Annotated in this window: 18 protein-coding genes; 3 read left to right on the top strand and 15 right to left on the bottom strand. The window is 73.2% G+C overall.

What is annotated here, in order from left to right:
• Positions 1-68 precede the first annotated feature (68 nt).
• The 4 genes from ACXKR8_RS32105 to ACXKR8_RS32090 form a co-directional block, all read right to left on the bottom strand.
• Positions 69-431, bottom strand: a complete 363-nt coding sequence (locus tag ACXKR8_RS32105; protein WP_458268067.1) for a hypothetical protein — start codon at positions 429-431, stop codon at positions 69-71.
• The gene (locus tag ACXKR8_RS32100) at positions 428-787 is read right to left on the bottom strand and encodes a WhiB family transcriptional regulator (RefSeq protein WP_458268066.1); all 360 of its coding nucleotides are present in this window, start codon (positions 785-787) and stop codon (positions 428-430) included. Before ACXKR8_RS32100 ends, ACXKR8_RS32105 begins: the two co-directional genes overlap by 4 nt.
• A gap of 128 nt (positions 788-915) precedes the next feature.
• Positions 916-1,242: a hypothetical protein gene (locus tag ACXKR8_RS32095; protein WP_458268065.1), complete on the bottom strand. Its 327-nt coding sequence runs from the start codon at positions 1,240-1,242 to the stop codon at positions 916-918.
• Positions 1,243-1,422: 180 nt separating this feature from the next.
• Positions 1,423-3,678, bottom strand: coding sequence for an ATP-dependent DNA helicase UvrD2 (locus ACXKR8_RS32090; RefSeq protein ID WP_458268064.1), 2,256 nt, complete (start codon positions 3,676-3,678; stop codon positions 1,423-1,425).
• A 141-nt stretch (positions 3,679-3,819) separates the two neighbouring features.
• On the opposite strand from ACXKR8_RS32090, the gene ACXKR8_RS32085 reads away from it, so the two are divergent.
• Positions 3,820-4,077 (top strand): mycoredoxin, encoded by a 258-nt coding sequence (locus ACXKR8_RS32085; protein ID WP_458268063.1) that lies wholly within the window; start codon positions 3,820-3,822, stop codon positions 4,075-4,077.
• A gap of 80 nt (positions 4,078-4,157) precedes the next feature.
• Here ACXKR8_RS32085 and ACXKR8_RS32080 read toward each other — a convergent pair whose 3' ends face one another.
• Positions 4,158-4,940: a GntR family transcriptional regulator gene (locus ACXKR8_RS32080; RefSeq protein ID WP_458268062.1), complete on the bottom strand. Its 783-nt coding sequence runs from the start codon at positions 4,938-4,940 to the stop codon at positions 4,158-4,160.
• Between the two features lie 200 nt (positions 4,941-5,140).
• Here ACXKR8_RS32080 and ACXKR8_RS32075 point away from each other — a divergent pair, with 200 nt between their 5' ends.
• The gene (locus ACXKR8_RS32075; protein WP_458268061.1) at positions 5,141-5,659 is read left to right on the top strand and encodes an ATP-binding protein; all 519 of its coding nucleotides are present in this window, start codon (positions 5,141-5,143) and stop codon (positions 5,657-5,659) included.
• A 66-nt stretch (positions 5,660-5,725) separates the two neighbouring features.
• Here the strand turns inward: ACXKR8_RS32075 and nudC are convergent, their stop codons facing one another.
• The 5 genes from nudC to ACXKR8_RS32050 all read right to left on the bottom strand — a co-directional run bounded on the left by nudC (position 5,726) and on the right by ACXKR8_RS32050 (position 12,395).
• A complete protein-coding gene (gene nudC, locus ACXKR8_RS32070; protein WP_458275130.1) occupies positions 5,726-6,676 on the bottom strand; it encodes an NAD(+) diphosphatase in 951 nt (316 codons plus the stop codon).
• Between the two features lie 2 nt (positions 6,677-6,678).
• Positions 6,679-8,100, bottom strand: a complete 1,422-nt coding sequence (locus ACXKR8_RS32065; RefSeq protein ID WP_458268060.1) for a dipeptidase — start codon at positions 8,098-8,100, stop codon at positions 6,679-6,681.
• 70 nt (positions 8,101-8,170) lie between these two features.
• Positions 8,171-11,014, bottom strand: coding sequence for an FtsX-like permease family protein (locus ACXKR8_RS32060; RefSeq protein WP_458268059.1), 2,844 nt, complete (start codon positions 11,012-11,014; stop codon positions 8,171-8,173).
• The gene (locus tag ACXKR8_RS32055; protein WP_462099937.1) at positions 11,011-11,796 is read right to left on the bottom strand and encodes an ABC transporter ATP-binding protein; all 786 of its coding nucleotides are present in this window, start codon (positions 11,794-11,796) and stop codon (positions 11,011-11,013) included. Before ACXKR8_RS32055 ends, ACXKR8_RS32060 begins: the two co-directional genes overlap by 4 nt.
• On the bottom strand, positions 11,796-12,395 hold the full coding sequence (locus tag ACXKR8_RS32050) for a PadR family transcriptional regulator (protein WP_458268057.1): 600 nt from the start codon (positions 12,393-12,395) through the stop codon (positions 11,796-11,798). Before ACXKR8_RS32050 ends, ACXKR8_RS32055 begins: the two co-directional genes overlap by 1 nt.
• An 88-nt stretch (positions 12,396-12,483) precedes the next feature.
• On the opposite strand from ACXKR8_RS32050, the gene ACXKR8_RS32045 reads away from it, so the two are divergent.
• Positions 12,484-13,500, top strand: a complete 1,017-nt coding sequence (locus tag ACXKR8_RS32045) for an endonuclease/exonuclease/phosphatase family protein (protein WP_458268056.1) — start codon at positions 12,484-12,486, stop codon at positions 13,498-13,500.
• A gap of 19 nt (positions 13,501-13,519) precedes the next feature.
• Here ACXKR8_RS32045 and ACXKR8_RS32040 read toward each other — a convergent pair whose 3' ends face one another.
• From ACXKR8_RS32040 to ACXKR8_RS32020, 5 genes are all read right to left on the bottom strand, one after another.
• Positions 13,520-14,728 carry a PP2C family protein-serine/threonine phosphatase gene (locus ACXKR8_RS32040; protein ID WP_458268055.1) on the bottom strand — a complete coding sequence of 403 codons (1,209 nt, stop codon included), beginning with the start codon at positions 14,726-14,728 and terminating at the stop codon, positions 13,520-13,522.
• A 134-nt stretch (positions 14,729-14,862) separates the two neighbouring features.
• Positions 14,863-18,216, bottom strand: a complete 3,354-nt coding sequence (locus ACXKR8_RS32035; protein WP_458268054.1) for a UvrD-helicase domain-containing protein — start codon at positions 18,214-18,216, stop codon at positions 14,863-14,865.
• Positions 18,217-18,264: 48 nt separating this feature from the next.
• Positions 18,265-19,047: a hypothetical protein gene (locus tag ACXKR8_RS32030; protein WP_458268053.1), complete on the bottom strand. Its 783-nt coding sequence runs from the start codon at positions 19,045-19,047 to the stop codon at positions 18,265-18,267.
• Positions 19,048-19,140: 93 nt separating this feature from the next.
• On the bottom strand, positions 19,141-22,578 hold the full coding sequence (locus ACXKR8_RS32025; protein ID WP_458268052.1) for an ATP-dependent helicase: 3,438 nt from the start codon (positions 22,576-22,578) through the stop codon (positions 19,141-19,143).
• A gap of 138 nt (positions 22,579-22,716) precedes the next feature.
• Positions 22,717-23,091 carry an MGMT family protein gene (locus tag ACXKR8_RS32020; RefSeq protein WP_458268051.1) on the bottom strand — a complete coding sequence of 125 codons (375 nt, stop codon included), beginning with the start codon at positions 23,089-23,091 and terminating at the stop codon, positions 22,717-22,719.
• Positions 23,092-23,343 lie beyond the last annotated feature (252 nt).

Genomic DNA, 23,343 nt, shown 5'->3' with positions numbered 1-23,343 from the left:
ACCTGAAGGTCCCGGGCCTGCTCGCACGTGAATGAAACTGACGGTGTGTCGGTTGCTGCCGGTGTCGATTACTGCATGACGGCGCTGGCGAGCGCCCTGCGCGCGCGCAGGGTCATCCGCTCGGCCTTGCTCTTGAGCCGGAGCGCACGGATCAGCCGTTCGTGCTCCGCCTCCTGGAGGCGTTCTTGCATATGGACACGGGCCAGGGCTTCAGGCATGAGTTGCATGTGGAGGCTCCTACTGGGGTTGCTCGCGGAGTCGGTACCGCGGCGGGCTTCGGGGGTGTTGGTGCTGAGTGACATCAGGGCCTGCTTGTCGGACGGGTGATCGACGGTGGGGTGGAAGGCTGCGTGGGCGGCCCGGTCGGTCGCGGCTGCGGCTTCCCGCACGGACCGGAGGAGGGCGCTCGCCGGGGTGTGCCGGGCGGTCATGCGACGACCTCGTTCTTGCGCGGACGGCCGCGGGGCCGCTTCCGGGCGACCACGACACCCTGGACGAAGAGCTCGCCGCCCCAGACGCCCCAGGGCTCCCGGCGCTCCAGCGCGCCCTGGAGGCAGGACTCCTTGACCGGGCAGGTCCCGCAGAGGGACTTCGCGTACTCGACGTCGGCCGGGGTCTCGGCGAAGAAGACCTCGGGGTCGAGGGAACGACACGGGATGGGGGCGCCGAGGGTCTCGGCGTCGTCGAACGCGGTGATCTGCATAAGGGATACCTCCGGGGGGTGGGCCTGCTCGGTGGGTGGGGTGGGCGGAGCGATCGGGCTGGGCGGGGCGGTCACCGATGACACGTTGTCCTCGTGCTCTCTCTGGGGTCCTGCTGGTCGTGGACTGACTGCGCGTACCTGTTCGGGCAAAACAGAAGGGCCGCGGTTCCCTGAACGGGATTCCGCGGCCCTGGAGGCGACCTGATGCGTGATCAGGTTCGTTCTCTCCAGGGTTCAGGACCGCGGAAGGCCCGCTCTGCGTGGTGCTGCGACGTCCTGCTGTGCTGCTGCGGCAGGGCCTGCTGGGTGTTTCCGGCACTCGCTGCATAGACGTGGCCGTAATTGGCTCCGCCTGCTGCTACGAGTGCCGACATCGGTCGCTCGTCGCGCATGATCGTCCAGACGGCGGACAGATCGCTGCCTTCAAAGCCACCAAGACCGGAGGTGGTGGGGGCGACAAAGGACAGAGCGGCGGCGGGCATGCCGAGGCAGGCGGCGGTCATGGGCTGACCAGTCGTTTTGATCAGGGTTGTCTTCACAATGTCCGCCTCCTCTCGGCGTGCTCGGAACCCGGCGGACCGGGAGCCTCAATGGTCAGTTGTCTTGGTGGTGCGATGTGACTGGTGCTGCGGTGTGACTGGTGGGGCTGGTGGTGCTGCGCGGTCTCGTTCCCTCGACCGTCTCCGGCACGCTAGTGTGCGGCGCGCTGCGGGCGCAAACTATTTTTCCAACGAGTTCTCAGGAGCGTCGTTCTCGTCCCAGTCGTCCGGAATGTCGTCCGATTCGTCCGGGGCGGAGTCGGCAGGGGACTCGCCACGACACAACGACAGCACGGCACCGCCGTACTTGTCCAGCTTCGCTCGGCCGACGACAGCGATTCCGGACAGTTCCGCGACCGAGGTGGGGGCGGCCTCGGCGATGGCGATCAAGGTGGCGTCGGTGAACACGCAGTAGCCGGGGAGCCCCTGGGCCCTGGCCTGCCCGGTGCGCCAGTCGAGCAGCCGCTCGTAGAGGTCCTTGTCCATCCGCGAGGGGCAGCTCTCGCAGCGGCGCAGCTTGCGCTCCACCGCTCCGGTGAGCACCCGCCCGCAGACCCGGCAGACCAGCGGCGCCTTGTTCTCCCTGGCCGCGGCCCGGCCCGGGGCGGCCGGGCCGCGCCCGGCGACCCCGCGGCCGACCGTCGGGGAGCCCGGACGCAGGCCGTCCAGGAAGCGGGAGGGCCGCCGGGAGGCCCGGCCGCCGGGAGAGCGGGAGAGGGCCCAGGAGAGGCTCAGCCGGACCCGGGCCCGGGTCACCCCCACGTAGAGCAGCCGGCGTTCCTCCTCGACCTGCTCGTCGGTCTTGGCGTAGGTGATCGGCAGCATGCCCTCGGTGAGGCCGACCAGGAAGACCGCGTCCCACTCCAGCCCCTTGGCGGAGTGCAGCGAGGCCAGGGTGACCCCCTCGACCACGGGGGCGTGCTGGGCGGCCGCGCGGGCGCCCAGCTCGGCGACATAGGCGGCGAGGTCGGCGCGCAGCCCGGCGGCGTGCTGCCCGGCCTCGAACTCCTCGGCGAGCCGGACCAGGGCGGCCAGCGACTCCCAGCGCTCCCTGACCGCGCCGGAGCCCGCCGGCGGCAGCGCGCTGAAGCCCTCGGTCGACAGCACCGCGCGGACCTGCCCGGCCAGCGCCTCCGGGGCGTTGTCGAGGGTCGGGTCGCTGCTGCCGCGGGCCGCGCCGCGGAGCAGCGTCACCGCGTTGGTGACCTCGCGCCGCTCGAAGAAGCGCTCGGCGCCCTTGAGCTGGTAGGCGATGCCGAGGTCGGCCAGGGCCTGCTCGTAGACGGCGGACTGGCCGTTGGTGCGGAACAGCACCGCGATCTCGCTGGCGCGGACCCCGGAGCCGAGCAGCGCCTGGATCCGCTTGGCGGTGCCCTCGGCCTCGGCCGGCTCGTCCTGGTACTCGGTGTAGCCGGGGTCGGGGCCCGGCTCCCGCTGGGAGACCAGTTCCAGCCGGTGCTGCGCGGCCTGGCCCTTGGCCTGGGCCAGCAGCCCGTTGGCGAGGTGCACCACCTGCGGGGTGGAGCGGTAGTCGCGGACCAGCTTCACCACCGTGGCGTCCGGGTGCTTCAGCCGGAAGTCCAGCAGGTACGAGGGGGTGGCGCCGGTGAAGGAGTAGATGGTCTGGCTGGCGTCGCCGACCACGCAGAGGCTGGAGCGCGGGCCGAGCCAGAGGTCGAGCAGCCGCTGCTGGAGCGGCGAGACGTCCTGGTACTCGTCCACCACGAAGTGCTGGTACTGGGCCCTGACCTGCTCGGCGGCCTCGACCCGGTCCTCCAGCACGCCCACCGCCAGCAGCAGCACGTCCTCGAAGTCGATCACCCCGCGGTCGCGCTTCAGCTCCTCGTAGACCTTGTAGACCTGGCGGATCTCGGCCGGATCCCGGGGCGCCTCGCGGCCGGCCCTGCGGACCGCGGCGGGGTAGTCCTCGGGGACGGTCTGGGTGACCTTGGCCCACTCGATCTCGCTGGTGAGATCCCGCAGCTCGGTCCGCTCGACCCGGATCCGGCAGCGCGCGGCGGCCTCGCCCACCAGCTGGATCTTGCGCTCCACCAGCCGTGGCAGCTCGCCGCCGACCACCCGCGGCCAGAAGTACTGGAGCTGGCGCAGCGCGGCCGAGTGGAAGGTCCTGGCCTGGACCCCCTCGGCGCCGAGCTGGCGCAGCCGTCCGCGCATCTCCCCGGCGGCCCGCGCGGTGAAGGTGACCGCGAGCACCCGCTGCGGCTGCATCACGCCGCTGCGCACCCCGTAGGCGATCCGGTGGGTGATCGCCCTGGTCTTGCCCGTCCCCGCGCCGGCGAGGACGCAGACGGGGCCGCTGAGGGCGGTGGCGACGGCACGCTGCTCCGGGTCGAGCCCGGCGAGCACGGCGTCGGCGTCGGCGTAACGCGTGGCGTCGGTGGGGAAGGGCTGTGCGCCCGGGAGCTCAACCTGCATGGCCCCATCCTCTCAAGCCCGGAGGTCGGCCCGACCCGGTTGTCCACAGCCCCGGTGTGTAAATATCCACTCGGAATGCCGCAGCGCGGCCCCGCGTTCCAGGAATGACCGCCGGACCGACCGACCCTAGGAGTGACCCCGATGCCCGCCACGATCACGATGTACAGCACCACCTGGTGCGGCTACTGCCGTCGGCTGAAGTCCCAGTTGGACCGCGAGGGCATCGGCTACACCGAGGTCAACATCGAGCACGACCCGGCGTCGGCGGAGTTCGTCGAGAAGGCCAACGGCGGCAACCAGACCGTGCCGACCGTGCTGGTGGTCCCCGAGGGCGGCGGCGAGCAGGTCGTGATGACCAACCCGAGCCTGGCCCAGGTCAAGAAGGCCGCCGGCGTCTGAATCAATTCCTGATCAATTCCTGACAAGAAATGCCCCCTTCGGACAAATTCGGTCCGGCGGGGGCATTTTCTGTCAGGAATTCAATCCTTTCGCTCACCGAGGCCGTAGACCAGCCGGTTGCGGTCCGCGCAGTAGCGGGTCTCGGTGACCCGGATCGGGCCCTTCCCGGTGAATCCGGTCCGCAGCTGCACCAGCAGCGGGACGCCCGGGCCGGCCTGGAACCACTGCGCCTCCTCCGGATTCGGCATCCGGGCGGCGAGCTCGTCCACGCAGCCGATCTCGACGTACCCGGCCGCCCCGAGCGCGACCTCGTCGCCGCCGGCGACCGGGTCGGGGTCCATCAGCGCGGTGTTCGCCGCCAGCGCCACCGGGTAGTGGCTCTCCTCGATGGACCAGGGCTCGCCGTCCATGTGGCGCAGCACCCGGCGCAGCACCACCGCCTCACCCGCCTTGATCCGCAGCCGGTCGGTGATGTCGGTGGTCGCTCGTACGATCAGCATCTGGAAGTCCGCCGTGAGCTTCCGGCCCGCCTGTTCCGCCTCCTGGGCATACGAGAGGGAAGGGGGTGTCAGCGGCGTTCCCGCGGCGCCGACCGCCGGGGACAGATACGCGTGGTGGTCGAGGACCGGGTGGTCCTTGAGGTAGGTCCCCTTGCCCTGGACCCGGACCAGCAGCCCCTCATTGACCAGCACGTCCACGGCAAGTCGGACAGTATTACGAGCAACGCCGTATTGGCTTTCCAGTTCGCTCTCGACCGGCAGGGCCTCGCCCGCCTGCCATTCACCTGCCATGATCCGACGACGTAGATCCGCGGCCAGTCGCTGGTATTTGGGGGCCTGTCCCGGGCCACGAGAAATGTTCACCCAGTGAATGTAGCCATTTCACTTGCGGAGCATCCGAGAAACCAGCCAACATAAGTCAAGATTGGCGCAATCCCAACTATTCCAACCACTTGCATGCTACCGCTTTCCATGCCCTGAATGCAGCAATGTCGTCGCCATCGCGACGACCGCATCGGGGTAGACCCGTATGTCAGCCATCTCGCACGGCCGGAGCAGCCACGATGACCAACCGGAGAGCCTGGGCCGCGATCGCCTCCTTCCCGCCGCACCCGCAGAACGTCCGCCACGCCCGGCGGATCACCAGGACCGCGCTGGCGGCCTGGGGTGCGCCCGACCTCATCGACAGCGCGGAGATGCTGGTCTCCGAACTGGTCACCAACGCGCTGCTGTACGGCCGGGGGCCGGTCGACCTGACCCTGGCCCTGACCGGCCGCAGCCTGCGGATCGCGGTCACCGACGAGGGCACCTCGCTGCCCGCCCCCAGGGAGGCCGGAACGGACGCCCAGGGCGGTCGCGGACTGGCGATCGTCGAGCTGCTCGCCGAGAGCTGGGAGGTGGTGGTCCGGCTCACCGGGAAGACGGTGACCTGTGTGCTGACCCTCCAGCCGACCGCTCCCGACCCGCAGTGGAGCAGCACCGCCGAGGAGCCGGCCGAGGAGCCGGCCGGGGCCGCGGCCGGGCCGGTGGAGGCCGGGACACGCCGACGCCGTGTCCGCCCTTCGGGTGAACACGGCGTCTGAAGCACAAGGGGGGCGCGCGGAGACGGCCCGCACTACCTGCCCGCCCGCACTACCGGTCCGCCCGCACTACCAGCGGGCGGACTCCGGGAGCGGACCGCCGTACCAGAGTTCCACCAGCCGGCGGGCGATGGAGATCCCCGAGGGCGGGAGCACCTCGCCGCTCTCCATCCCCGCCTTCAGCTCCTCGCGGCTGAACCAGCGGGCCTCGGAGAGCTCCTCGCCGTCGACGGTGATCTCCGTCGCGCCCCGCTCGGCCCGGGCCGTGAAGCCCAGCATCAGGCTGGACGGGAACGGCCAGGGCTGGCTGGCGACGTACTCGACCGTGGCCAGGTCGACCCCGACGCCGGCCTCCTCGGCGACCTCGCGGGCCACCGCCTGCTCCAGCGACTCGCCCGGCTCCACGAACCCGGCCAGGGTCGAGTAGCGCCCCTCCGGCCACAGCGCCTGCCGGCCGAGCAGCGCCCGGTCCCGGTCGTCGGTGACCATCATGATCACCGCGCCGTCGGTCCGCGGGTAGTGCTCGTGCGCGCAGGAGGTGCAGCGCCGGACGTGTCCGGCCGCGGCCGGGACGGTGGCGTGCCCGCAGCGCGAGCAGAAGCGGTGCGAGCGGTGCCAGTTCTCCAGCGCCACCGCGTGCACCAGCAGGCCGGCGTCCCGGTCCTGGAGCAGGGCGCCGACCTCGCGCAGCCCGGCCGGCCTGGCCTCGCCGTCCAGCCGCCCCGGCAGCGAGGACAGGGCCAGCGCGAAGAAGGCGACACCGTCCCGGTCCGTGCCCAGGAAGTAGCGCTCGCCGCCCTCGGGGACCTCGAAGCTGGCCAGCAGCACCAGCTCGCTGCCCGCGGCGGTGTCCATCACGAACGCCTGCCCCTCGGCCACCGCCAGCACCCGGGTGTCCGGGTGGCTCCAGGCGGCGGCGAGCCAGGGCTCGTCCTGCCGGTGCTCCGCCGCCCGGTCCACACCCGCGCGGGACAGCGCCAGCGGCGGGTACGGCTCGGCCCCGGTGTTCTGCGACTGCACGCTCACGCGCTTCCCATCTCCCCGTTGTTCCAGTTCGCCGCCAGGTCGCCCCAGAGGTAGGCCGAGGTCTCCACGCCCTTGGCCAGCAGGTCGAGCTCGACCTTCTCGTTGACCGAGTGCCAGCCGTCCGACGGGACCGAGATGCCCAGGAAGAGCACCGGTGCGCCGAGGACGTCCTGCAGATCGGCCGCAGGTCCTGAGCCGCCCTCGCGGGTGAAGCGGATCTTCTGTTCGAACGCCCGCCCCATGGCGCGGACCACCGACTGCAGCGCCGGGTGGTCCAGCGGGGTCAGACAGGGCCGGGTGCTGCCCTGGAAGGTGAGCGTGTGCTCGATCCCGGCCGGCAGCGTGGCAGTCACCCAGTCCGCCACGGCCTGCTCGACCTTCTCCACGTCCTGTCCCGCGACCAGCCGGAAGGACAGCTTGAGGTGGGCGGTGGCCGGGACGATGGTCTTGCCGCCGGCCCCGGTGTAGCCGCCCCAGATGCCGTTGACCTCGGCGGTGGGCCTGGCCCAGATCCGCTCCAGGGTGCTGAAGCCCTGCTCGCCCAGGGCGGCCCGGGACTTGGCCACGCCCAGCCACTCGGCCTCGTCGAAGGGCAGCTCGGCGAACAGCTCGCGCTCCCGCGCGGTGAGTTCGACCACCCCGTCGTAGAAGCCGGGGACCGCCACCCGCCGGTCGGCGTCGTGCAGCCCCGCGGCCAGCCGGGCCGCCTCGGTGGCCGGGTTGGGCACGGCGCCGCCGAAGGATCCGGAGTGGATGTCCTGGGCCGGGCCGGCCAGGTCGATCTGCAGCGCCACCAGGCCGCGCATGCCGGTGCAGACGGTCGGGGTCCGCTCGGCCCACATCCCGGTGTCCGAGATCATCACCACATCCGCCGCCAGCCGGTCGGCGTGCGCGCGGATCAGCTCCCCGAAGTTCGGCGAGCCCGACTCCTCCTCGCCCTCGACCAGCAGTTTGAGGTTGACGGCGGGCGCGGTACGGCCGGTGGCCGCGAGGTGCGCCTGGACGCCCAGGGTGTGGAAGAGCACCTGGCCCTTGTCGTCGGCGGCGCCGCGCGCGTACATCCGGCCCTCGGTCACCACCGGCTCGAACGGGTCGGTGGCCCAGCCGTCGGCCCGGTCGGCGGGCTGGACGTCGTGGTGGCCGTAGACCAGCACCGTGGGCGCGTCCGGGTCGCCGGAGGGCCATTCGGCGAAGACGGCGGGGAGGCCGCCGTTCGCGGTCTCCCACACCTCGGCGACCGGGAAGCCGGTCGCCCGCAGCCGGTCGGCCAGCCACTCGGCGGAGCGGCGCACATCCCCGGCCCGACCGGGGTCGGCGGAGACGGAGGGGATGCGGAGCCAGTCCGCGAGCCCGTCGAGGAAGGCAGGGCGGTGCTCGGCGATGAACTCGCGGACCGCGCTGTCCGGGGTAGTCGTCATGGTGACGACTCTAGTTCGAACCCGGCCGGTGTCCCTCCCGCCCCCCGGCGGGAGGGACACCGGCGGAGGCTCAGCCGGTGCGGCGGGTCAGCACCACCCGGGAGCGGGTGAGGCCGGCCGCGAGCAGCCAGGCCATCAGCGGCAGCCCGATCACGACCAGCGCCATCGTCCCCCAGGGCACGTCCAGCGGGGTGGTCGGCGCCGAGATGGTGACCGTGCCGTCCGTGGCCGAGTAGCTGCTGGACATGTTGGAGGAGTGGACCCCCCACAGCGCCGCGGCCGGCACAAGACCCGCCGCCGCCCCCAGGATCGCCCCCATGGTCGCGATCACCGCGCACTGGAAGCCGGAGAGGGTGCGCCGGATCCGGGGCGCCGCCCCCACCGCGGCCAGGGTCGCCAGGTCGGCCTGGGAGTCCGCCGCCGCCAGTCCGGTGGCGATGCCGGCCGCCGCGACCGCGACCACCGAGGCGACCAGGGCGAGGATGATCGCGATCGCGCTGTTGGTGCTCTGGTAGCCGCGCTCCACGTCCACCGAGGCGTCGCCGATCCGGGTCACCGCCGCGGCCGCCCGCTGCTGGGCGGCGGAGTCCGTGGTCCGGTCCGGCAGCCAGACCGACCCGGCCCGCACCGCCGTCAGCCCCAGCGCCCGGGCGGTCGCCGGGCTCATCAGCGTGCTGGGCGAGCCCTCCCCGGTGTGGTAAGCCGCTGCCGGGGCGGTGATCGTCCTGGTGGTGTCGCCCCCGGCGCTCCCGGCGCCCGAGGCGCCGCCGCTGACCTCGATGCTGAGCGTCACCCTGCCGTTCTCGATGTAGCGCGGGTCGGCCACCAGGACCTTGCCCGCCGCTAGGGCCGCGACGGCGGCCGGTTCGCTGCTCCCGCCCAGGTTGTGCAGCAGCGTGGCGTCGCCGGCCACGACGGAGCCGAAGGACGAGTAGGAGACCGAACCCCGGTCCTGCTTGCAGCGGGGGTCGTCCTTGACCATGGCCCTGATCTCGGCGGAGCTGTACTTCTTCAGAGGGTCGCCCTTGGCGTCCACCGCATCGACCGGGCAGACCCGGTCGGCCGGGAGGGTGATCCCGACATAGCCGCAGCTGTGGTCGCCCACGCAGTCCGCGCCGGAGACGCCCACCGCGAAGACGTCACCGCGCGGGCCGAGGCCGGCGATGCTCTGCTCCACCGCGGCGGCCTGCCGCCCCAGGGCGCTGATCTGGTCGGGGGTGCCGGAGCCGGCGCCGTTCGTCACCAACTGCAGGACGACCGCGTTGCGCGGGGCCGCCGCCTGGTACTGGGCCCGGTTCTCGATGTCCGCGCTCCCCTGGTAGGCGGTCACCGCGATCGCCCCGGCCACCGCCGCCATCACCGCGGCGACGGCGGGCGCGGTGCGCCCCCGGTGCCGGGTGGAGTCCCGCAGGGCGAGCCGGGGGCCGAGCGGCAGCCAGCGGCTCAGCCGGCCGAACAGTCCGACCAGGAACGGGATGCAGGCGACCAGTCCGAGTTCGGCGATCATCGAGCCGCCCATGATGGCGGCGGTCTGGCCGCCGGCGCTCGCGCCGAGCAGCGCCAGCGCGGTGCCCAGGGCGACCACGACCGCGCCGACCACGGTGAGCCGCTTGGACGGCGCCTTGACGTCGCCGCGGCCGGTCAGCGACGCCAGCACGTTCTGCCGGGACGCCTGCACCGCCGGGACGATCGCCGCGAGCAGCCCGGTGACCAGGCCCACCGCCACGATTCCGACCAGGTCCAGCGGTTGCAGGGTGAAGGCCCCGAACCGCTTGCCGACCAGCTGCTCCAGACTGCCTCGGCCGAGGGCGACGGCGGCCGCCGCCACCACGATGCCGATCAGCGCCCCGGTGGCGCCCAGCACCACGCCGCCGCCGAGGACCACGTTCCGGATGTGGGCCCGGTTGCCGCCGGCCGCCGCGAGCAGCCCGAGCTGCCGCCGCGAGCGCCGGGCACCGACCGCGAAGGCGGGTCCTGCCAGCAGCACGATCTCCAGCAGCGCCATCCCGACCACGGTGGCCAGGATGGTCACCGTCTCGGAGTTGAAGCCGCCGCCGCTCTCCCTCCCGTGCGCGTAGTAGGGGACCTGGCTGTCGGGCGGCGGGTCGGCCAGCACCGCGCGGGAGGCGACGGTGAAGCCGTACTGGTTGGTCCGCTGGACGTCGGTCCAACTGAAGGCCGCCCCGCCGGGGAGGGTGACCAGCCAGTTCCCGCTGTAGTTGCGGTCCGTGGACTGCTGGGGCAGGACCGAGGCGAGGTCCTGCGGCCGTCCGACCAGCTGGTCGTTCTTGAGGTCGTCGGGGAACTCGATCTCGGCGGTGATCGTCAGCGGCTGGGTGGAGCCGGACACGGTGGTGGTGCTGCCCAGCCGCAGACCGCTGTCGGCGAGGAACGCCGAGGTCGCGGCGACCTGGAAGGGAGCGCTCGGCACAGCGCCCCGACGGACTGTCACCATGCCGCGGAACAGCGGTTCCGCCAGGTCCAGGCCGACCACGTTCGCGTTGGTCACGCCGTACTCGGTGCTGACCCGGACGAAGTTCACCTGGCCGACCGGGACGGTGGTGGCGCCGGGCGGCAGCGCCTCCTTGAGCAGCTGGTCGACCGGCTCCTGGGTCCGCGCCTTCTGCGCCGCGGTGAGTTTCCCGTCGTTCTGGGACGTGCCCGCGTCCGGGTCGGGGCCCTGCAGCAGCGGGACGCCGACCTCGTCGGCGCTGACATAGGCGACGGCCGCGCCCATCCGCCGGTCGGCGGCCTGCTGGGAGCTGAGCTCGGTGCTGCGGAAGGTGATGTCGGCGGTGGCGACCCCGAGCACCGGGACCGCGATCATGGCGATGACCAGGGCGCTGCGCCCCTTGGCCCGCAGCGCGTCACGGCGGGCTATGCGCAGCGCCACCCGCCAGGCGGAGAGATTCACAGCTGGTCACCGCTGTCGGCGCCGGCGCCGAGGCTGCCGAACAGGGCGCCAACCGGGGCCGGTCCCGACTCGTCCACCAGCTTGCCGTCGCGGAGGAACACCACGCGGTCGGCCCAGCCGGCGTGGCCGGCCTCATGGGTGACCATGACGGCGGCGGCGCCCGCGTCGCAGCGGGCCCGGAGCACGGCCAGCACCGACTCGCCGGTGCTGGAGTCCAGGGCGCCGGTGGGCTCGTCGGCGAGGACCAGCCGGCGGTCGCCGATCAGGGCGCGGGCGATGGCCACCCGCTGCTGCTGGCCGCCGGACATCTCGTCGGGGAAGCGGTCGGCGAGATCGACGATGCCGACCTCGGTGAGGGCGGCGAGCGCCTCGACCCGGGCCTTGCGGGCCGACAGGCCGTCCAGCTCGCGCGGCAAAGCGACGTTCTCGGCCGCCGTCAGCGCCGGGATCAGGTTGAAGTCCTGGAACACATAGCCGATCGAACGGCGGCGCACCGCGGCCAGGCTCTTCCGGGAGAGCGCGCCCAGCTCCTGCCCCTCGACCAGGACCTGGCCCGAGGTCGCGCTGTCCAGGCCGCCGGCCAGGGTGAGCAGGGTGGACTTGCCGGAACCGCTGGGTCCCATCACCGCGACGAACTCACCCGGCAGCACCGCCAGGTCGACCGCGCTCAGCGCGTGCACCTCGGCGGCCCCCTGCCCGTGCACCCGGGACACGCCCCGCAACCTCAGGATCGCCTTGTCGGCGACCCCCGCCCGCTGCTGCTGCTCTGTGCTGCTGCTCATCACTCCGGCTGCTCCCCTCGTACGGTCGCCCTGGCGGCGATTCTTGCGGCGTGCCTGGTCAGGCGGGTCTCGCAGTTGTTCAACCAGTGGATCTCGGCCTCGGCCTGGAAGATCAGCTGGTCCAGCACCAGCAGCCAGGCCAGGTCGTGGCTGCCGGCAGACGGCCCCTCCATCGCCGCCAGCGCCTTGGCCTTCAGCCGGGTACAGCCCTGGAGCGCGGCCATGGTGTGCTGCCGCTGGGCCTGGATCACGGCGCCGACGTCGACGTCCGAGTCCTCCACGGCGCTGACGGTCACGGCCATGGCGAGCTTGATCGCGAGCTCGTCGCGCGGCGGGTTCTTCCGGTCGACCGGGGTCTCGAACCAGTCGCGCAGCTCGATCCGCCCGGCGTCGGTGAGGGCGTAGAAGACATGGCCCTCGGGGTCCTCGCCGTGCGGCTTGACCAGACCGTCCCGTTCGAGCCGACCGAGCGTGGTGTACACCTGGCCGACGTTCAGCGGCCAGGTGGAGCCGGTCCTGGCCTCGAACTCGGTTCGCAGCTGATAGCCGTAGCGCGGCCCCTGTTCGAGCAGCGCGAGCAGACCGTGGCGGATAGACATACCGAGTATGTATACCCGGTATGCACCTGTGCTTCAAGCTCTGCTTTTCCTGGCACGGGCGCTCATCCGGGCGCTATAGGTTCAGAGGGTGAGCCAACTCCGCATCGCCACCTTCAATCTGCTGCACGGTCAGCCGCTCGGCCCGGACGGCAGCCCGCTCCCCTATCCCGCCGACCCGGCGGCCCCGCTCGCCGAGGCCGTCGCCGCACTCGACGCGGACGTCCTGGCGATGCAGGAGGTCGACAGATACCAGGAGCGTTCCGGCCTGGTCGACCAGACCGCCGTCGCCGCCAAGGCGCTCGGGGCCGGCGACTGGCGCTTCGCCGCCGCGCTGCACGGACGCCCTGCGCCCGGCGCGGGCTGGATCCCCGAGCCCGGCGTCCCCGGCTTCCAGGTCTACGGACCGGACGAGGCCGACGCCGGCCTCGCGCTGCCCTCCTACGGCACCGCCCTGATCACCCGGCTGCCGGTGCGGCACTGGCGGGCCCGGCGGTTCGCCCCCGCGCCGTTCGGCCTGCCGCTGAAGGTCGCCGGACGCCGCGGGCTCACCCCCGTGCCGGACGAGCCCCGGGCCGCGATCGCCGCCGTGCTGGAGGGGGCGAACGGACCGTTCACCGTGGTCGCGGCGCACCTGTCGTTCGTGCCCGGCTGGAACATGGGCCAGCTGGCCGGCATCCGCCGCTGGATCGCCGACCTGCCCGCGCCGTACCTGCTGCTCGGGGACTTCAACCTGATCGGCCCGGTGCCGCGGACCGTCCTCGGCGGGGCGGCCCTGGTGGACGGGCTCGGCCCGGAGCGCTGGCGCGGCGTGCCGCACGGACGGGAGGCGCGCGAGGCCCGGCGCGAGCTGCGCAGGCTGCGCGCACGCCGGGGCGTGCACCTGCGGCCGCGCCCGGCGGCGCAGCGCACCCAGCTGCCGCGGCGGGCGCTGCTGCAGGGCTGGCGGGATCTGGCCAGGACCCCCACCTACCCGGCGCACCGCCCCTCGGTGCAGTTCGACCATGTGCTGGCGGTCGGCGTGCCGCGCAGCGCGGTGCTGGGCACCGGCACCCCGGTGCTGGGGGTGTCCGACCACCGTCCGCTGCTGGTGCAGGTCGACCTCTGAGCCGGTTTGCCCAAGACCTTCAGTGCGGCCGGCCGACCGTGCTGCGGCGGGGATGGCCGATGAAGCCGAACCGGCCGTCGCCGTTGCGCGGCGGTCGGTCGGGGCGCGGCGGACGGTCCGGCGGCGGCGGGCCGAGCTCCGCCGCCCGCTCGGCGGCCGCCTCCCCGGCCGGGCGCGGCAGCAGCGGCGCGTACTGGAGCAGCAGCATCGCGGCGTCGTCGCCGAGCTGGCGGCCGACATGGCGGCGGACGTCCTGGTGCAGCCGGTCCAGCAGCTGGGCCGGATCGTCGCTGGTGGCGCAGTCCGGCAGCCGCTCGGCCAGCGGGTAGAAGCTGCCCCAGCGGTCGCGGGCCTCGATCACCCCGTCGGTGAACAGCAGCATCCGGTCCCCCTCCTGCAGCGGCAGCTCCAGCACCGGCGGGCGGACCTCGTCCGGCTCCAGCACCCCGAGCGGGGGCACCGGCCAGGCCGGGTCCAGGGCCAGCACCGGTCGGCCGCGGCGCAGCAGCAGCGGGGAGGGGTGGCCGCAGTTGACGATCTCGGCCACCCGGTCCGGGCGCACGCTGACCAGGGCCAGGGTGACGAACTCCTCCTCGGTGCCCTCGTGGTCGTTCTCGTGCAGCGCGCGGTGCAGGCTGTCGGCGAGCCAGCCGGCCACCCGGTCCAGCTGCGGCTCCTGGTGCGCGGCCTCACGGAAGGCGCCGAGCACGGCGGCGGCGGTCTCCACCGCGCCCAGGCCCTTGCCGCGCACGTCGCCGATCACCGCACGGACGCCGTAGCGGGTCTGCACCACCTCGTAGAGGTCGCCGCCGATCCTGGCGTGCGCCGCCGCGGCCGCGTAGTGCACCGCCGTGCGCACCGGGCCGATCCGGGCCGGGATGGAGCGCAGCAGCACCCGCTGGGCCACCTCGGAGACCAGCCGGGCGTCGGCCAGGGCCTTCTGCTGGCGGTTGCGCAGCAGCACGCTGGTCGCGCCGATCACCGCGATCAGGACGATGGCGAAGACGCTGGCGGAGTGGACCGACTGGCCGAGGGTGTGGTCGTAGGCGGCGAGGCCGAAGGCCGCCCCGACGGTGACCCCGCCGACGGCGAGCGGGTACCAGGTCCGATTGGTGACGACGGCGGCGAGCGCGGGCCCGGCGGTCAGTGCGGGCTCGAAGGTCACATCGGGATTGCCGCTGGAGAGGTCGAATACGAGAACCAGCGCGATACCCAGAAAGGGCAGCACCCATATGACGCGGCTCCAACTGGTCGGACGACCGAACCGTGCGGCAACTCTCAACGTCACTTCTTTCAGTAGGCCGAAGTTGACTGGTTACTGACTCCACATTAGGCACGAAAAGGACATGCTGCACAGTCCTTTCACAAATCTTGCGTGGCCTCTCCACCCATGGATTGCCCGTTCGGAGTAATGCCGGTCACCAGTCGCTCCAGTTCCTCCCGTCCCGGCAGTGCCTCAGGCCGCACGATGCTCCCGCTGCGCACATAGAGGAAAGCGGCCGAGACCTGCTCCAGCGGCACGCCGGCCTGCTCGGCCCAGGCCAATCGGTAGACGGCGAGCTGGAGCGGATCGGCGGTCTCCTGCCGGTTGGTCTTCCAGTCGACCACCTCGAAACCGCCCTCCCCGGTACTCCCGTCCCCGGTGCGGTAGACCGCGTCGATCCGGCCACGCACCACCCGCCCGGCCAGCAGCAGCTGGAACGGGGCCTCCACCCGGTACGGGGTGAGGGTGGCGTAGGGGGTGCGCAGAAATGCCTCCTTGAGGCGGCCGAGATCCCGTTCGTCCTCGATCCCGTCGTCCTCCGTCCCCGGCAGTTCGTCCTCGCCGAGCAGCATCAGCGGCTCGAACCTGGCCTCCACCCAGGCGTGGAAGCGGGTACCGCGCCGGGCGGCCGGCTGCGGCGGACGCGGCATCGGCCGGGCCAGCTCCCGGGCGAAGCCCTCAGGGTCGGCGGCCAGCCGAAGCACCTGCGAGGCGGTCAGCGCGGCCGGCAGCGGGACGTCCCTGACCGTACGGCGGGCCCGCAGCAGCTCGCCGGAGAGGGCCTCCAGATCACGGTCCCAGGAGGCCACGGCGCGGGCGTCCTCCGGGATCAGCGCAGTTGCCTGCGGCCCGGCGTCGTCGAAGGCCTCGTCGTAGGGGCCCTCGTCCCACAGGTCGTCCGGCGGAGGCTCCTGCTCCTCCTGCTCCTCCCCCGACGTGGGCTCGGCCACGGCCGCGGCGAGGCCGGTGAGGACCCGGATTCCGGCCTCGCGGCGGGCCGCCTGCGCGGCCGGGTCCAGCGGCAGCGGCCAGACCTGGTCGGCGGTACGGGCCAGCGAGGGGTTCTCCGCGCCCTGCTCCGGGGCGTCCGCCCAGACCTCGATCTCGCCGCCGATCCCGCTCTCGCAGTACTCGCGCAGTTGCTCCAGAAAGACCGAAGGCCCGCGCGGACGCTTCTGCGATGGCCCCCACCAGTGCCCGGAGGCCAGCAGCAGATTGCGGGGCCGGGTGAAGGCGACATAACCGAGCCGACGTTCCTCGGTGGCGGCGTGCTCCTTCATCTCGGCCGCGAAGGCCTTCATCCCCGGGCCGGTCCACGGCGGCGTGCCGGGCAGGGTGGCCCCGTCCCCGCGCAGCTCGTGCGGCAGCGCCTCGGGGCGGCTGGTCCACCGCTCGCGGCCCTTCTCGCCCGGGAACACCCCCTTGACCAGCCCTGGAACCGCGACCACATCCCATTCCAGGCCCTTGGACTTGTGCGCGGTGAGCACCTTCACGGTGTCGTCCCCGCCGGGGAGGGTGTTGTCCAGGCCCCGGTCGAACTCCTGGGCCGCCCGCAGGAAGCCGAGGAAGGCGGACAGCGACGGATCGCCGTCCAGGTCGGCGAAGCCCGCCGCGACATCGAGGAAGGCATGCAGGGTCTCCTTGCGCCGCGCGGCCAGCGCATGCGGGGAGGCCGAGAGCTCGACCTCGAGACCGGTGACGGCCAGCACCCGGTGCAGCACGTCCATCAGCGGTTCGGCCAGGGCCCGGCGCAGCTCGCGTATCTCCGCGGCGAGCTGGGCGAAGCGGGCCCTGGCCTCGTCCGAGAAGGGCAGGCCGGGGCCGCCGGCCTGGTCCGGGTACAGGAAGGTCTCCAGGGCGTCGGCGAGCGAGACCACCTCGGTCGGGTCGGTGCCCTGGACCGCCCCGGCCAGCCGGTCCTGGCCCTCGCCGCCGCGGCCGACCCGGACCAGGTCGGCGGCGCGGCGGCCCAGCAGCGCCAGGTCGCGCGGGCCGATCCGCCAGCGCGGGCCCACCAGCAGCCGGACCAGCGCCGCGTTGGCGGTCGGATCCTGCAGCACCTCGCAGGTGGAGACCAGGTCGGCGACCTCGGGCAGGTTGAGCAGCCCGGACAGGCCGACCACCTCCACCGGGACGTCCCGGGCCACCAGCGCGGCGTGGATGTCGGGGAACAGCTCGCGCCCGGCCCGGCAGAGCACCGCGATCCGGCCCGGCGCCACCCCGCCCTGGTGGACCAGGTGCGCGATGGAGTCGGCGAGCCAGACCACCTCCTGGTCGTAAGTGTCCAGCAGGGCACAGCGCAGAAAGCCGTCCCGCTCCGCGCCCGGGGCGGGGCGCAGCGCCTCCACGCCCTCGTGCATCGCCCGCAGCGGCTCGGCCACGGTGTTGGCGAACTCCAGCAGCCTGCCCCCGCTGCGGCGGTTCTCGCTGAGCGAGTAGCGGGCGGCGGGGCTGCCGTCGGCGGCCGGGAAGTGCCGGGGGAAGTCGTCCAGGTTGGCCACGGAGGCGCCGCGCCAGCCGTAGATCGCCTGGCAGGGGTCGCCGACCGCGGTGACCGGGTGGCCGCCGGGGTTGTGCTCGCTTTTACCGAAGAGACCCGCGAGCAGCAGCCGCTGGGCGACCGAGGTGTCCTGGTACTCGTCCAGCAGCACCACCCGGAACTGCTCCCGGAGCAGCCGGCCGACCTCGGGGCTGCCCTGGGCCAGCCGGGCGCAGGCGGCGATCTGGTCGCCGAAGTCCATCAGCCCGGCCTCCTGCTTGCGGCGGCGGTAGCGGCGGACCAGGTCGGCGAGCTCAAGACGGGCGGCGGCGGCCTGCGGGACCTTGCGCAGCTCGTCATTGCTGAGCTTCGCCCGGGCCAGGTCGGCGATCAGCGCGGTGTCGTAGGCCTGCAGCCGGTCCGGGTCGACCAGGTGCTCGGCCAGTTCGCCGTCCAGGGTCAGCAGCTCGGCGATCAGCGTGGAGAAACCGCTGGTCAGCGCCGGATACGGGCCGGGGGCCGCGCGCAGCACCCGGGCCGCGAGCTGGAAGCGGGTGGCGTCGGCGAGCAGCCGGACATCCGGCTCCAGGCCGATCCGCAGGCCGTGGTCCTTGAGCAGCCGCCCGGCGAAGGCGTGGTACGTGGAGATCTCCGGCTCGCCGAGGACGTCCTCGGCGGTCAGCGGATCCAGGTCGACCACCCCGGCCTGCACCAGCGCCCGGCGCACCCGCTCGGCCAGCTCGCCGGCCGCCTTGTTGGTGAAGGTCAGCCCCAGCACCTGCTCCGGACGCACCTGCCCGGTGCCGACCAGCCAGACCACCCGGGCCGCCATCACCGTGGTCTTGCCGGAACCCGCCCCGGCCACGATCACCGCGGGCGCCAGCGGCGCGGTGATCGCGCCGAGCTGCTCCGCGGTGAAGGGGATACCGAGGAGCAGCTTGAGCTGGTCGGGGTGGGTGATGGCAGGGCTCACCCCAGGAACGCTAGCGGGCGGCACCGACAGCCGCGCCGCCGCAGGGCGTCACATGCCGTACTTGGCCGCGTCCAGGGTCTGGCTCTTGGGCGGCGCGGTCAGGGTGACCTTGGCGTTGTAGGCGGAGAAGTCGAGCGTGCTGGCGTCGCTGCCGGTGGTGACGACCTGCAGGATCTGCGGTTTGGCGGCGTCGGAGACGATCATGGTCACTGAGTCGGCGGCGCTGTGGAGCTTGACCACCTTCTTGCCGTGCAGGGTCCCGGCGCTTCGGGTCAGACCGGTCAGGCCGTCCACACTGAACGGGCCCTTGCTGCCGGTGACGTCGCACATGTCCGAGAAGCTGGAACCCAGGCCCTTGCTGGCGGCAGTGCTGGCCAGGTACTTGCCGACGAGGTGATTCAGCACGGCCGGGTCGTTGCCTCCGGCGGAATGCCAGAACGCCGTGTCAGGTTTGACCCAGACCTTCTTCCCGATCAGCACCAGCTCGAGGGAGCCCTTGCCGCCCATGGATATGGTCCCCTTGCAGCCGTGTCCGGGAACCAGGTAGAGATCGAAGCGGACGGTCGATCCCGAGTCCTTGCCCTTACCCGTCATGTGGACTGAGGCGGCGGCGCGCAGATCGGCGGCGGCCTTGACCGCCAGCGCGTCCGCGCTCACCGCCGCGGCCGGTGCCGACGTCGCTGCCGGTGCGGTGCTCGGAGCAGCTGCTCCGGTCTGCAGCGCCGGGTCAGCCGCAGCGGTTTTCGCGGTGCTGCTGCCGCAGGCCGTGACTCCGAGCGTGAGTGCGGCGCACAGGAGCGCGGCGGAGGCCGCCCGCCGAGTGGCATTCATCAGATCGTTCCCATCCCCATGACGTGCGCACATTTGTTCGCACGAGATGCACATGGTGGCACAGGGAACCGACAGGCAATCCACCGCTACCGCTCAGTCCACGACCTGGCGGCCCTCGGCATGCCCTGTACAGCTGCGGCGGAAGGAGCAGTGGTCGCAGCCGGGGCCGACGGTCGGGGTGAAGCGCTCATTGACGATCCGGTCGGCGGCCTCGGCGAGCAGTCCCTCGATCCAGGCCGGGTCCTCCCGCAGCGAGGGCTGGGGCTGGACCTTGGGCCGATCCTCGCTGCCCTTGCCGGCGATCTGCCGCAGCTGCACCAGCTCCGCGCCGCCCGGCTCGGGGCGCTCGCCCGCGAAGGCCTCCAGCTCGTCCACCGCGCCCTCGGCCACCGCCAGCTGATACACCCCCAGCTGAGGGTGCGTCAGCAGGTCGGGTCCGGAGACCACCCGCTTGCCGGTCTTGAAGTCGACCACGAAGGCCGCTCCGGTCGCGGTGTCCCGCTCCACCCGGTCCATGCTGCCGCGGATCCTGACCAGGTGGTCGCCGACCTTCAGCTCCACCTCGAAGGGGTGCTCGGTGGCCGCCGGCACCCGTCCGCGCTCGCTCGCGTGCCAGGTCAGAAAGCGCTCCAGGGCGGCCCTGGCCTCGCCCTTCTCCTGCTCGGACTTCCACGGGGCGTCGAAGGCCAGCGCGTCCCAGACCGTGTCCAGGCGCTCCATCAGCACCCCCAGATCGGCCGGGGTGCGCCCGGAGCCGACCTCCTCGGCCAGCACGTGCACCACATTGCCGAAGCCCTGCGCCCCGCTGGAGGCCTGCTCGGCGTGCACCTCGCGGCCGAGGAACCACTGCAGGCCGCAGGAGTTGACCGACTCCAGCGCACTCCCCGACAGCTGCAGCGGCTGCTCCGGGTCGCGGACCGGGACGGCGTTCTCGGTCGGGTCGGACATCCCCCACCAGCGCCGCGGATGCGCCGACGGCACCAGCGGGAAGCCGTCGTCGTCGCTCAGCGCCGCCAGCCGGACCAGTCGCTCGGCCGCGGCCTCGCGCAGCTCCGGGGTCCGCGCCGGGTCCACGGTGACCGCCCGCAGCTCGGCGACCAGGGCGGCGACGGCCAGCGGGCGGCGCGGGCGGTGGGTCACGTCCTCGACCACCACCTCGGGGATCCGGTGGCCGTCCTTGTCCTCCCGGTAGAGCTCGCGCAGGAAGCGGGAGGGCTCGTCGCCGTCCTCGGCCGGAGCCTTCACCGCGGTGACGATCAGCCGCTCCTTGGCCCGGGTCGCCGCGACATAGAACAGCCGCCGCTCCTCCCCCAGCAGCGCGCCGGGGCTGAGCGGCTCGGCCAGGCCGTCCCGGCCGATCCGGTCCGCCTCCAGCAGCGAGCCGCGGCGGCGCAGGTCGGGCCACAGCCCCTCCTGCACCCCGGCCACCACGACCACCCTCCACTCCAGGCCCTTGGAGCGGTGCGCGGTGAGCAGCCGCACCGCGTCCGGGCGGACCGTGCGTCCGGAGAGGGTGTCCGCGGCGATGTCCTGCTGCTCCAGCTCGGCCAGGAAGTTGAGCGCGCCGCGGGCCCCGGTCACCCGCTCCTCGGCCCGGGCCGCCGTTTCGAACAGGGCGCAGACCGCATCCAGGTCCCGGTCCGCGTTGCGGCCGCCGGTGCCGGGACGCAGCGCGGCGGTCTCCAGCCGGCGGCGCCAGCGTTCGGAGCCGTCCCAGAGCGCCCAGAGCGCGTCCTCGGCGGAGGCGCCGCCGGCGATCATCTCCCGGACCTTGCGCAGCAGCTGGCCCAGCTGCAGCGCGCGTCCGGCGAAGGAGCGGTCCAGGGTGACCAGTCGCTCCGGCTCCGCCAGCGCCTCCCGGATCAGCACCTCGCCGGGCCGGACGGTACGGGGCACGGCCTCCGCCGCGACGTCGCCCTCGGCCGCGCCCTCGGCGGCCAGAGCGGCCTGAGCGGCCTCGGCGCCCTCGGCGGCCGGGCGCAGCGCGGCCCGCTCCTCCTCGCGCAGGGCCCGGCCGAGCCGGCGCAGGTCGGCGCCGTCCAGACCGCCGAGCGGGCCGGTGAGCAGGGTGTGCGCGACCTCGGTGGTCAGCGGGTCCTCCTGGTACGGGTGGTCGGCGCCGTCGGCCCGGCTGCGCTCCCGCACCGCGCCGATCGCGCACACCCGGAGCGCGGCCAGCAGCGGCGCGACCGCCGGTTCGGCATGCAGCGGGAGGTCGTCCCCGTCGATCTCCAGCGGCACCCCGGCCGAGCTCAGCGCCCGCCGGAAGCCGGGGATGGAGCGGCCGCCGGCCCGGACCAGCACCGCCATCTCGCTCCAGGGCACCCCCTCCTCCAGATGGGCGCGGCGCAGCAGGTCGGCGATGTTGTCGATCTCGGACCCGGGCGTCGGATAGGTGTACACCTCGACGCGGCCTCCCTCGCGGGACGGGATCAGCCGGCGGTGCTGCTCCAGCGCGGCGGCCGGGAGCCGTCCCATCGGCATCCGCCGGGTCACCGTGCGGGTCGCCGCCAGCAGCAGCCCGCCGGAGCGGCGGGACACCCGCAGCACCCGGATCTCCGCCGGACGGCCGTCCGCCTGCGGGAAGTCCTGGGGGAAGTCGAGGATGCCGTTGATGTCGGCGCCGCGGAAGGCGTAGATCGACTGGTCCGGGTCGCCGACCGCGACCAGCTCCCGGCCGTCCCCTGCCAGCGCGTGCAGCAGCCTGACCTGGGCCGGGTCGGTGTCCTGGTACTCGTCGACATAGACCACCCGGTACTGCCGGCGCAGCTGCTCGCGGACCTCGGGGCGCTCGGCCAGCAGCACCGCGCGGTGCACCAGCTCGGAGTAGTCCAGCACGCCCTGGGCGTCCAGGACGTCCAGGTACTGGGCCAGGAAGTCGGCGGCGGCGTACCAGTCGGGGCGGCCGACGCCCTCGGCGAAGCGGCGCAGCGCGTCCTCGCCGAGGCCCAGCTCACGGGCCCGGGCCAGCACCGCACGCACCTCGTCGGCGAAGCCGCGGGTGGTCAGGCAGGCCCGCAGCTCGTCCGGCCAGCGGATCCCGTGGCCCTCGCGGGCGTCCTCCGCGCCGCCGGCCAGCAGCTCGCGGACCATGACGTCCTGCTCGGGCCCTGAGAGCAGCCGGATCGGGTCGGCGAACAGCTCGGCGTCCTGGTGGGCCCGGACCAGGGCGTAGCAGAAGGAGTGAAAAGTGGTGGCCTGCGGCACGCCGCCTCCGCCGCCGGCCTCCCCGGCGCCGGCCCCACTGCGCGCGGTCATCCGGTCCCGCAGCTCCACGGCTGCCTTGCGGCTGAAGGTCAGCACCAGGATCTCCTCCGGCGCCACCCCCTCGGCGATCCGCCGGGTGACCGCCTCCACCAGCGTGGTGGTCTTGCCGGTGCCAGGTCCGGCCAGGACCAGTAGCGGGCCGCCCCGATGGTCCACGACAGCCTGCTGAAAGGCGTCAAGCACGGGGGGCGCTGGAGTCGCGAGCGGGTCGCGCACCAAACGGTACGCGCCCCCGCGCACGGTGGTGGCGGGCTGCGAGGTCATGGGGCCGGTCCAGGGGAGGTGCAGGGGGACACGCAGGGGGTGAACGGGATCTCAGGTGCCTCCCGCTACCGCGAGCCTACGATCCTCCCCCGTCATTCCCCCTGCTGTCCCCGGTTCCCTGGAATCCCCCCGGCCCCGTCACCGGCCGTCCCAGCGGGCGCTGGACAGGTCCACCCGGGGCAGGTCCCCGGCCGCCGCCGAGCCCCGGGCCGGGCCCCGGCCGCGCACGCTGCGCAACGGGGTGCCCTCCACCCGGTACTGCTCCATCGCCCGCAGCTCATGGCCCGGCAGCAGCGCGCCGTCCGCCCGCACCACCCGCCACCAGGGCACGGCCGCGCCGTAGAGCGCCAGCACCCGGCCGACCTGGCGCGGTCCTCCCTCTTCCAGGAACTCGGCGACGTCACCGTAGGTCATCACCCGCCCGGCCGGAATCCGCTCGATCAGCTCCAGCACCCGCTCGGCGAACGGCGGCAGCTCGCCCGGTTCCACATCCGACCCGTCGTCATCACTCACCCGACAGATTGTGTCCCACCCCACTGACACCGGCGGCCGGACCGGGCCCCGAGGGCCGACACGTCCGGGCGGCGCGGTCCAGGAACCTCCTCGCTCACCCGGGCGGAGGAATGTAGCATCCGGCCAGGGCCCGCACAGGAACATCTCCCACAGGAGGACCGCACCACAGGAGGACCGCGGTCCGACGCGCGTCCCCCACCCATGCCACCCTTGAAGGGTCGGTGACAGGCAACCAGAAGGCACACACTTCAG

Source organism: Streptacidiphilus sp. PAMC 29251 (genome assembly GCF_054208735.2).
Note: the sequence above shows the minus strand (reverse complement) of the source record. Positions and strands in the feature narration are given on the sequence as shown.

Excerpts from the sequence above, each read along its gene's own strand:
- ACXKR8_RS32065 (WP_458268060.1), bottom strand. The coding sequence starts at position 8,100 with ATGACGACTACCCCGGACAGCGCGGTCCGCGAGTTCATCGCCGAGCAC.
- ACXKR8_RS32055 (WP_462099937.1), bottom strand. The coding sequence starts at position 11,796 with ATGAGCAGCAGCACAGAGCAGCAGCAGCGGGCGGGGGTCGCCGACAAG.
- ACXKR8_RS32105 (WP_458268067.1), bottom strand. The coding sequence starts at position 431 with ATGACCGCCCGGCACACCCCGGCGAGCGCCCTCCTCCGGTCCGTGCGG.
- ACXKR8_RS32075 (WP_458268061.1), top strand. The coding sequence starts at position 5,141 with ATGACCAACCGGAGAGCCTGGGCCGCGATCGCCTCCTTCCCGCCGCAC.
- ACXKR8_RS32085 (WP_458268063.1), top strand. The coding sequence starts at position 3,820 with ATGCCCGCCACGATCACGATGTACAGCACCACCTGGTGCGGCTACTGC.
- ACXKR8_RS32030 (WP_458268053.1), bottom strand. The coding sequence starts at position 19,047 with ATGAATGCCACTCGGCGGGCGGCCTCCGCCGCGCTCCTGTGCGCCGCA.
- ACXKR8_RS32025 (WP_458268052.1), bottom strand. The coding sequence starts at position 22,578 with ATGACCTCGCAGCCCGCCACCACCGTGCGCGGGGGCGCGTACCGTTTG.
- ACXKR8_RS32050 (WP_458268057.1), bottom strand. The coding sequence starts at position 12,395 with ATGTCTATCCGCCACGGTCTGCTCGCGCTGCTCGAACAGGGGCCGCGC.
- ACXKR8_RS32090 (WP_458268064.1), bottom strand. The coding sequence starts at position 3,678 with ATGCAGGTTGAGCTCCCGGGCGCACAGCCCTTCCCCACCGACGCCACG.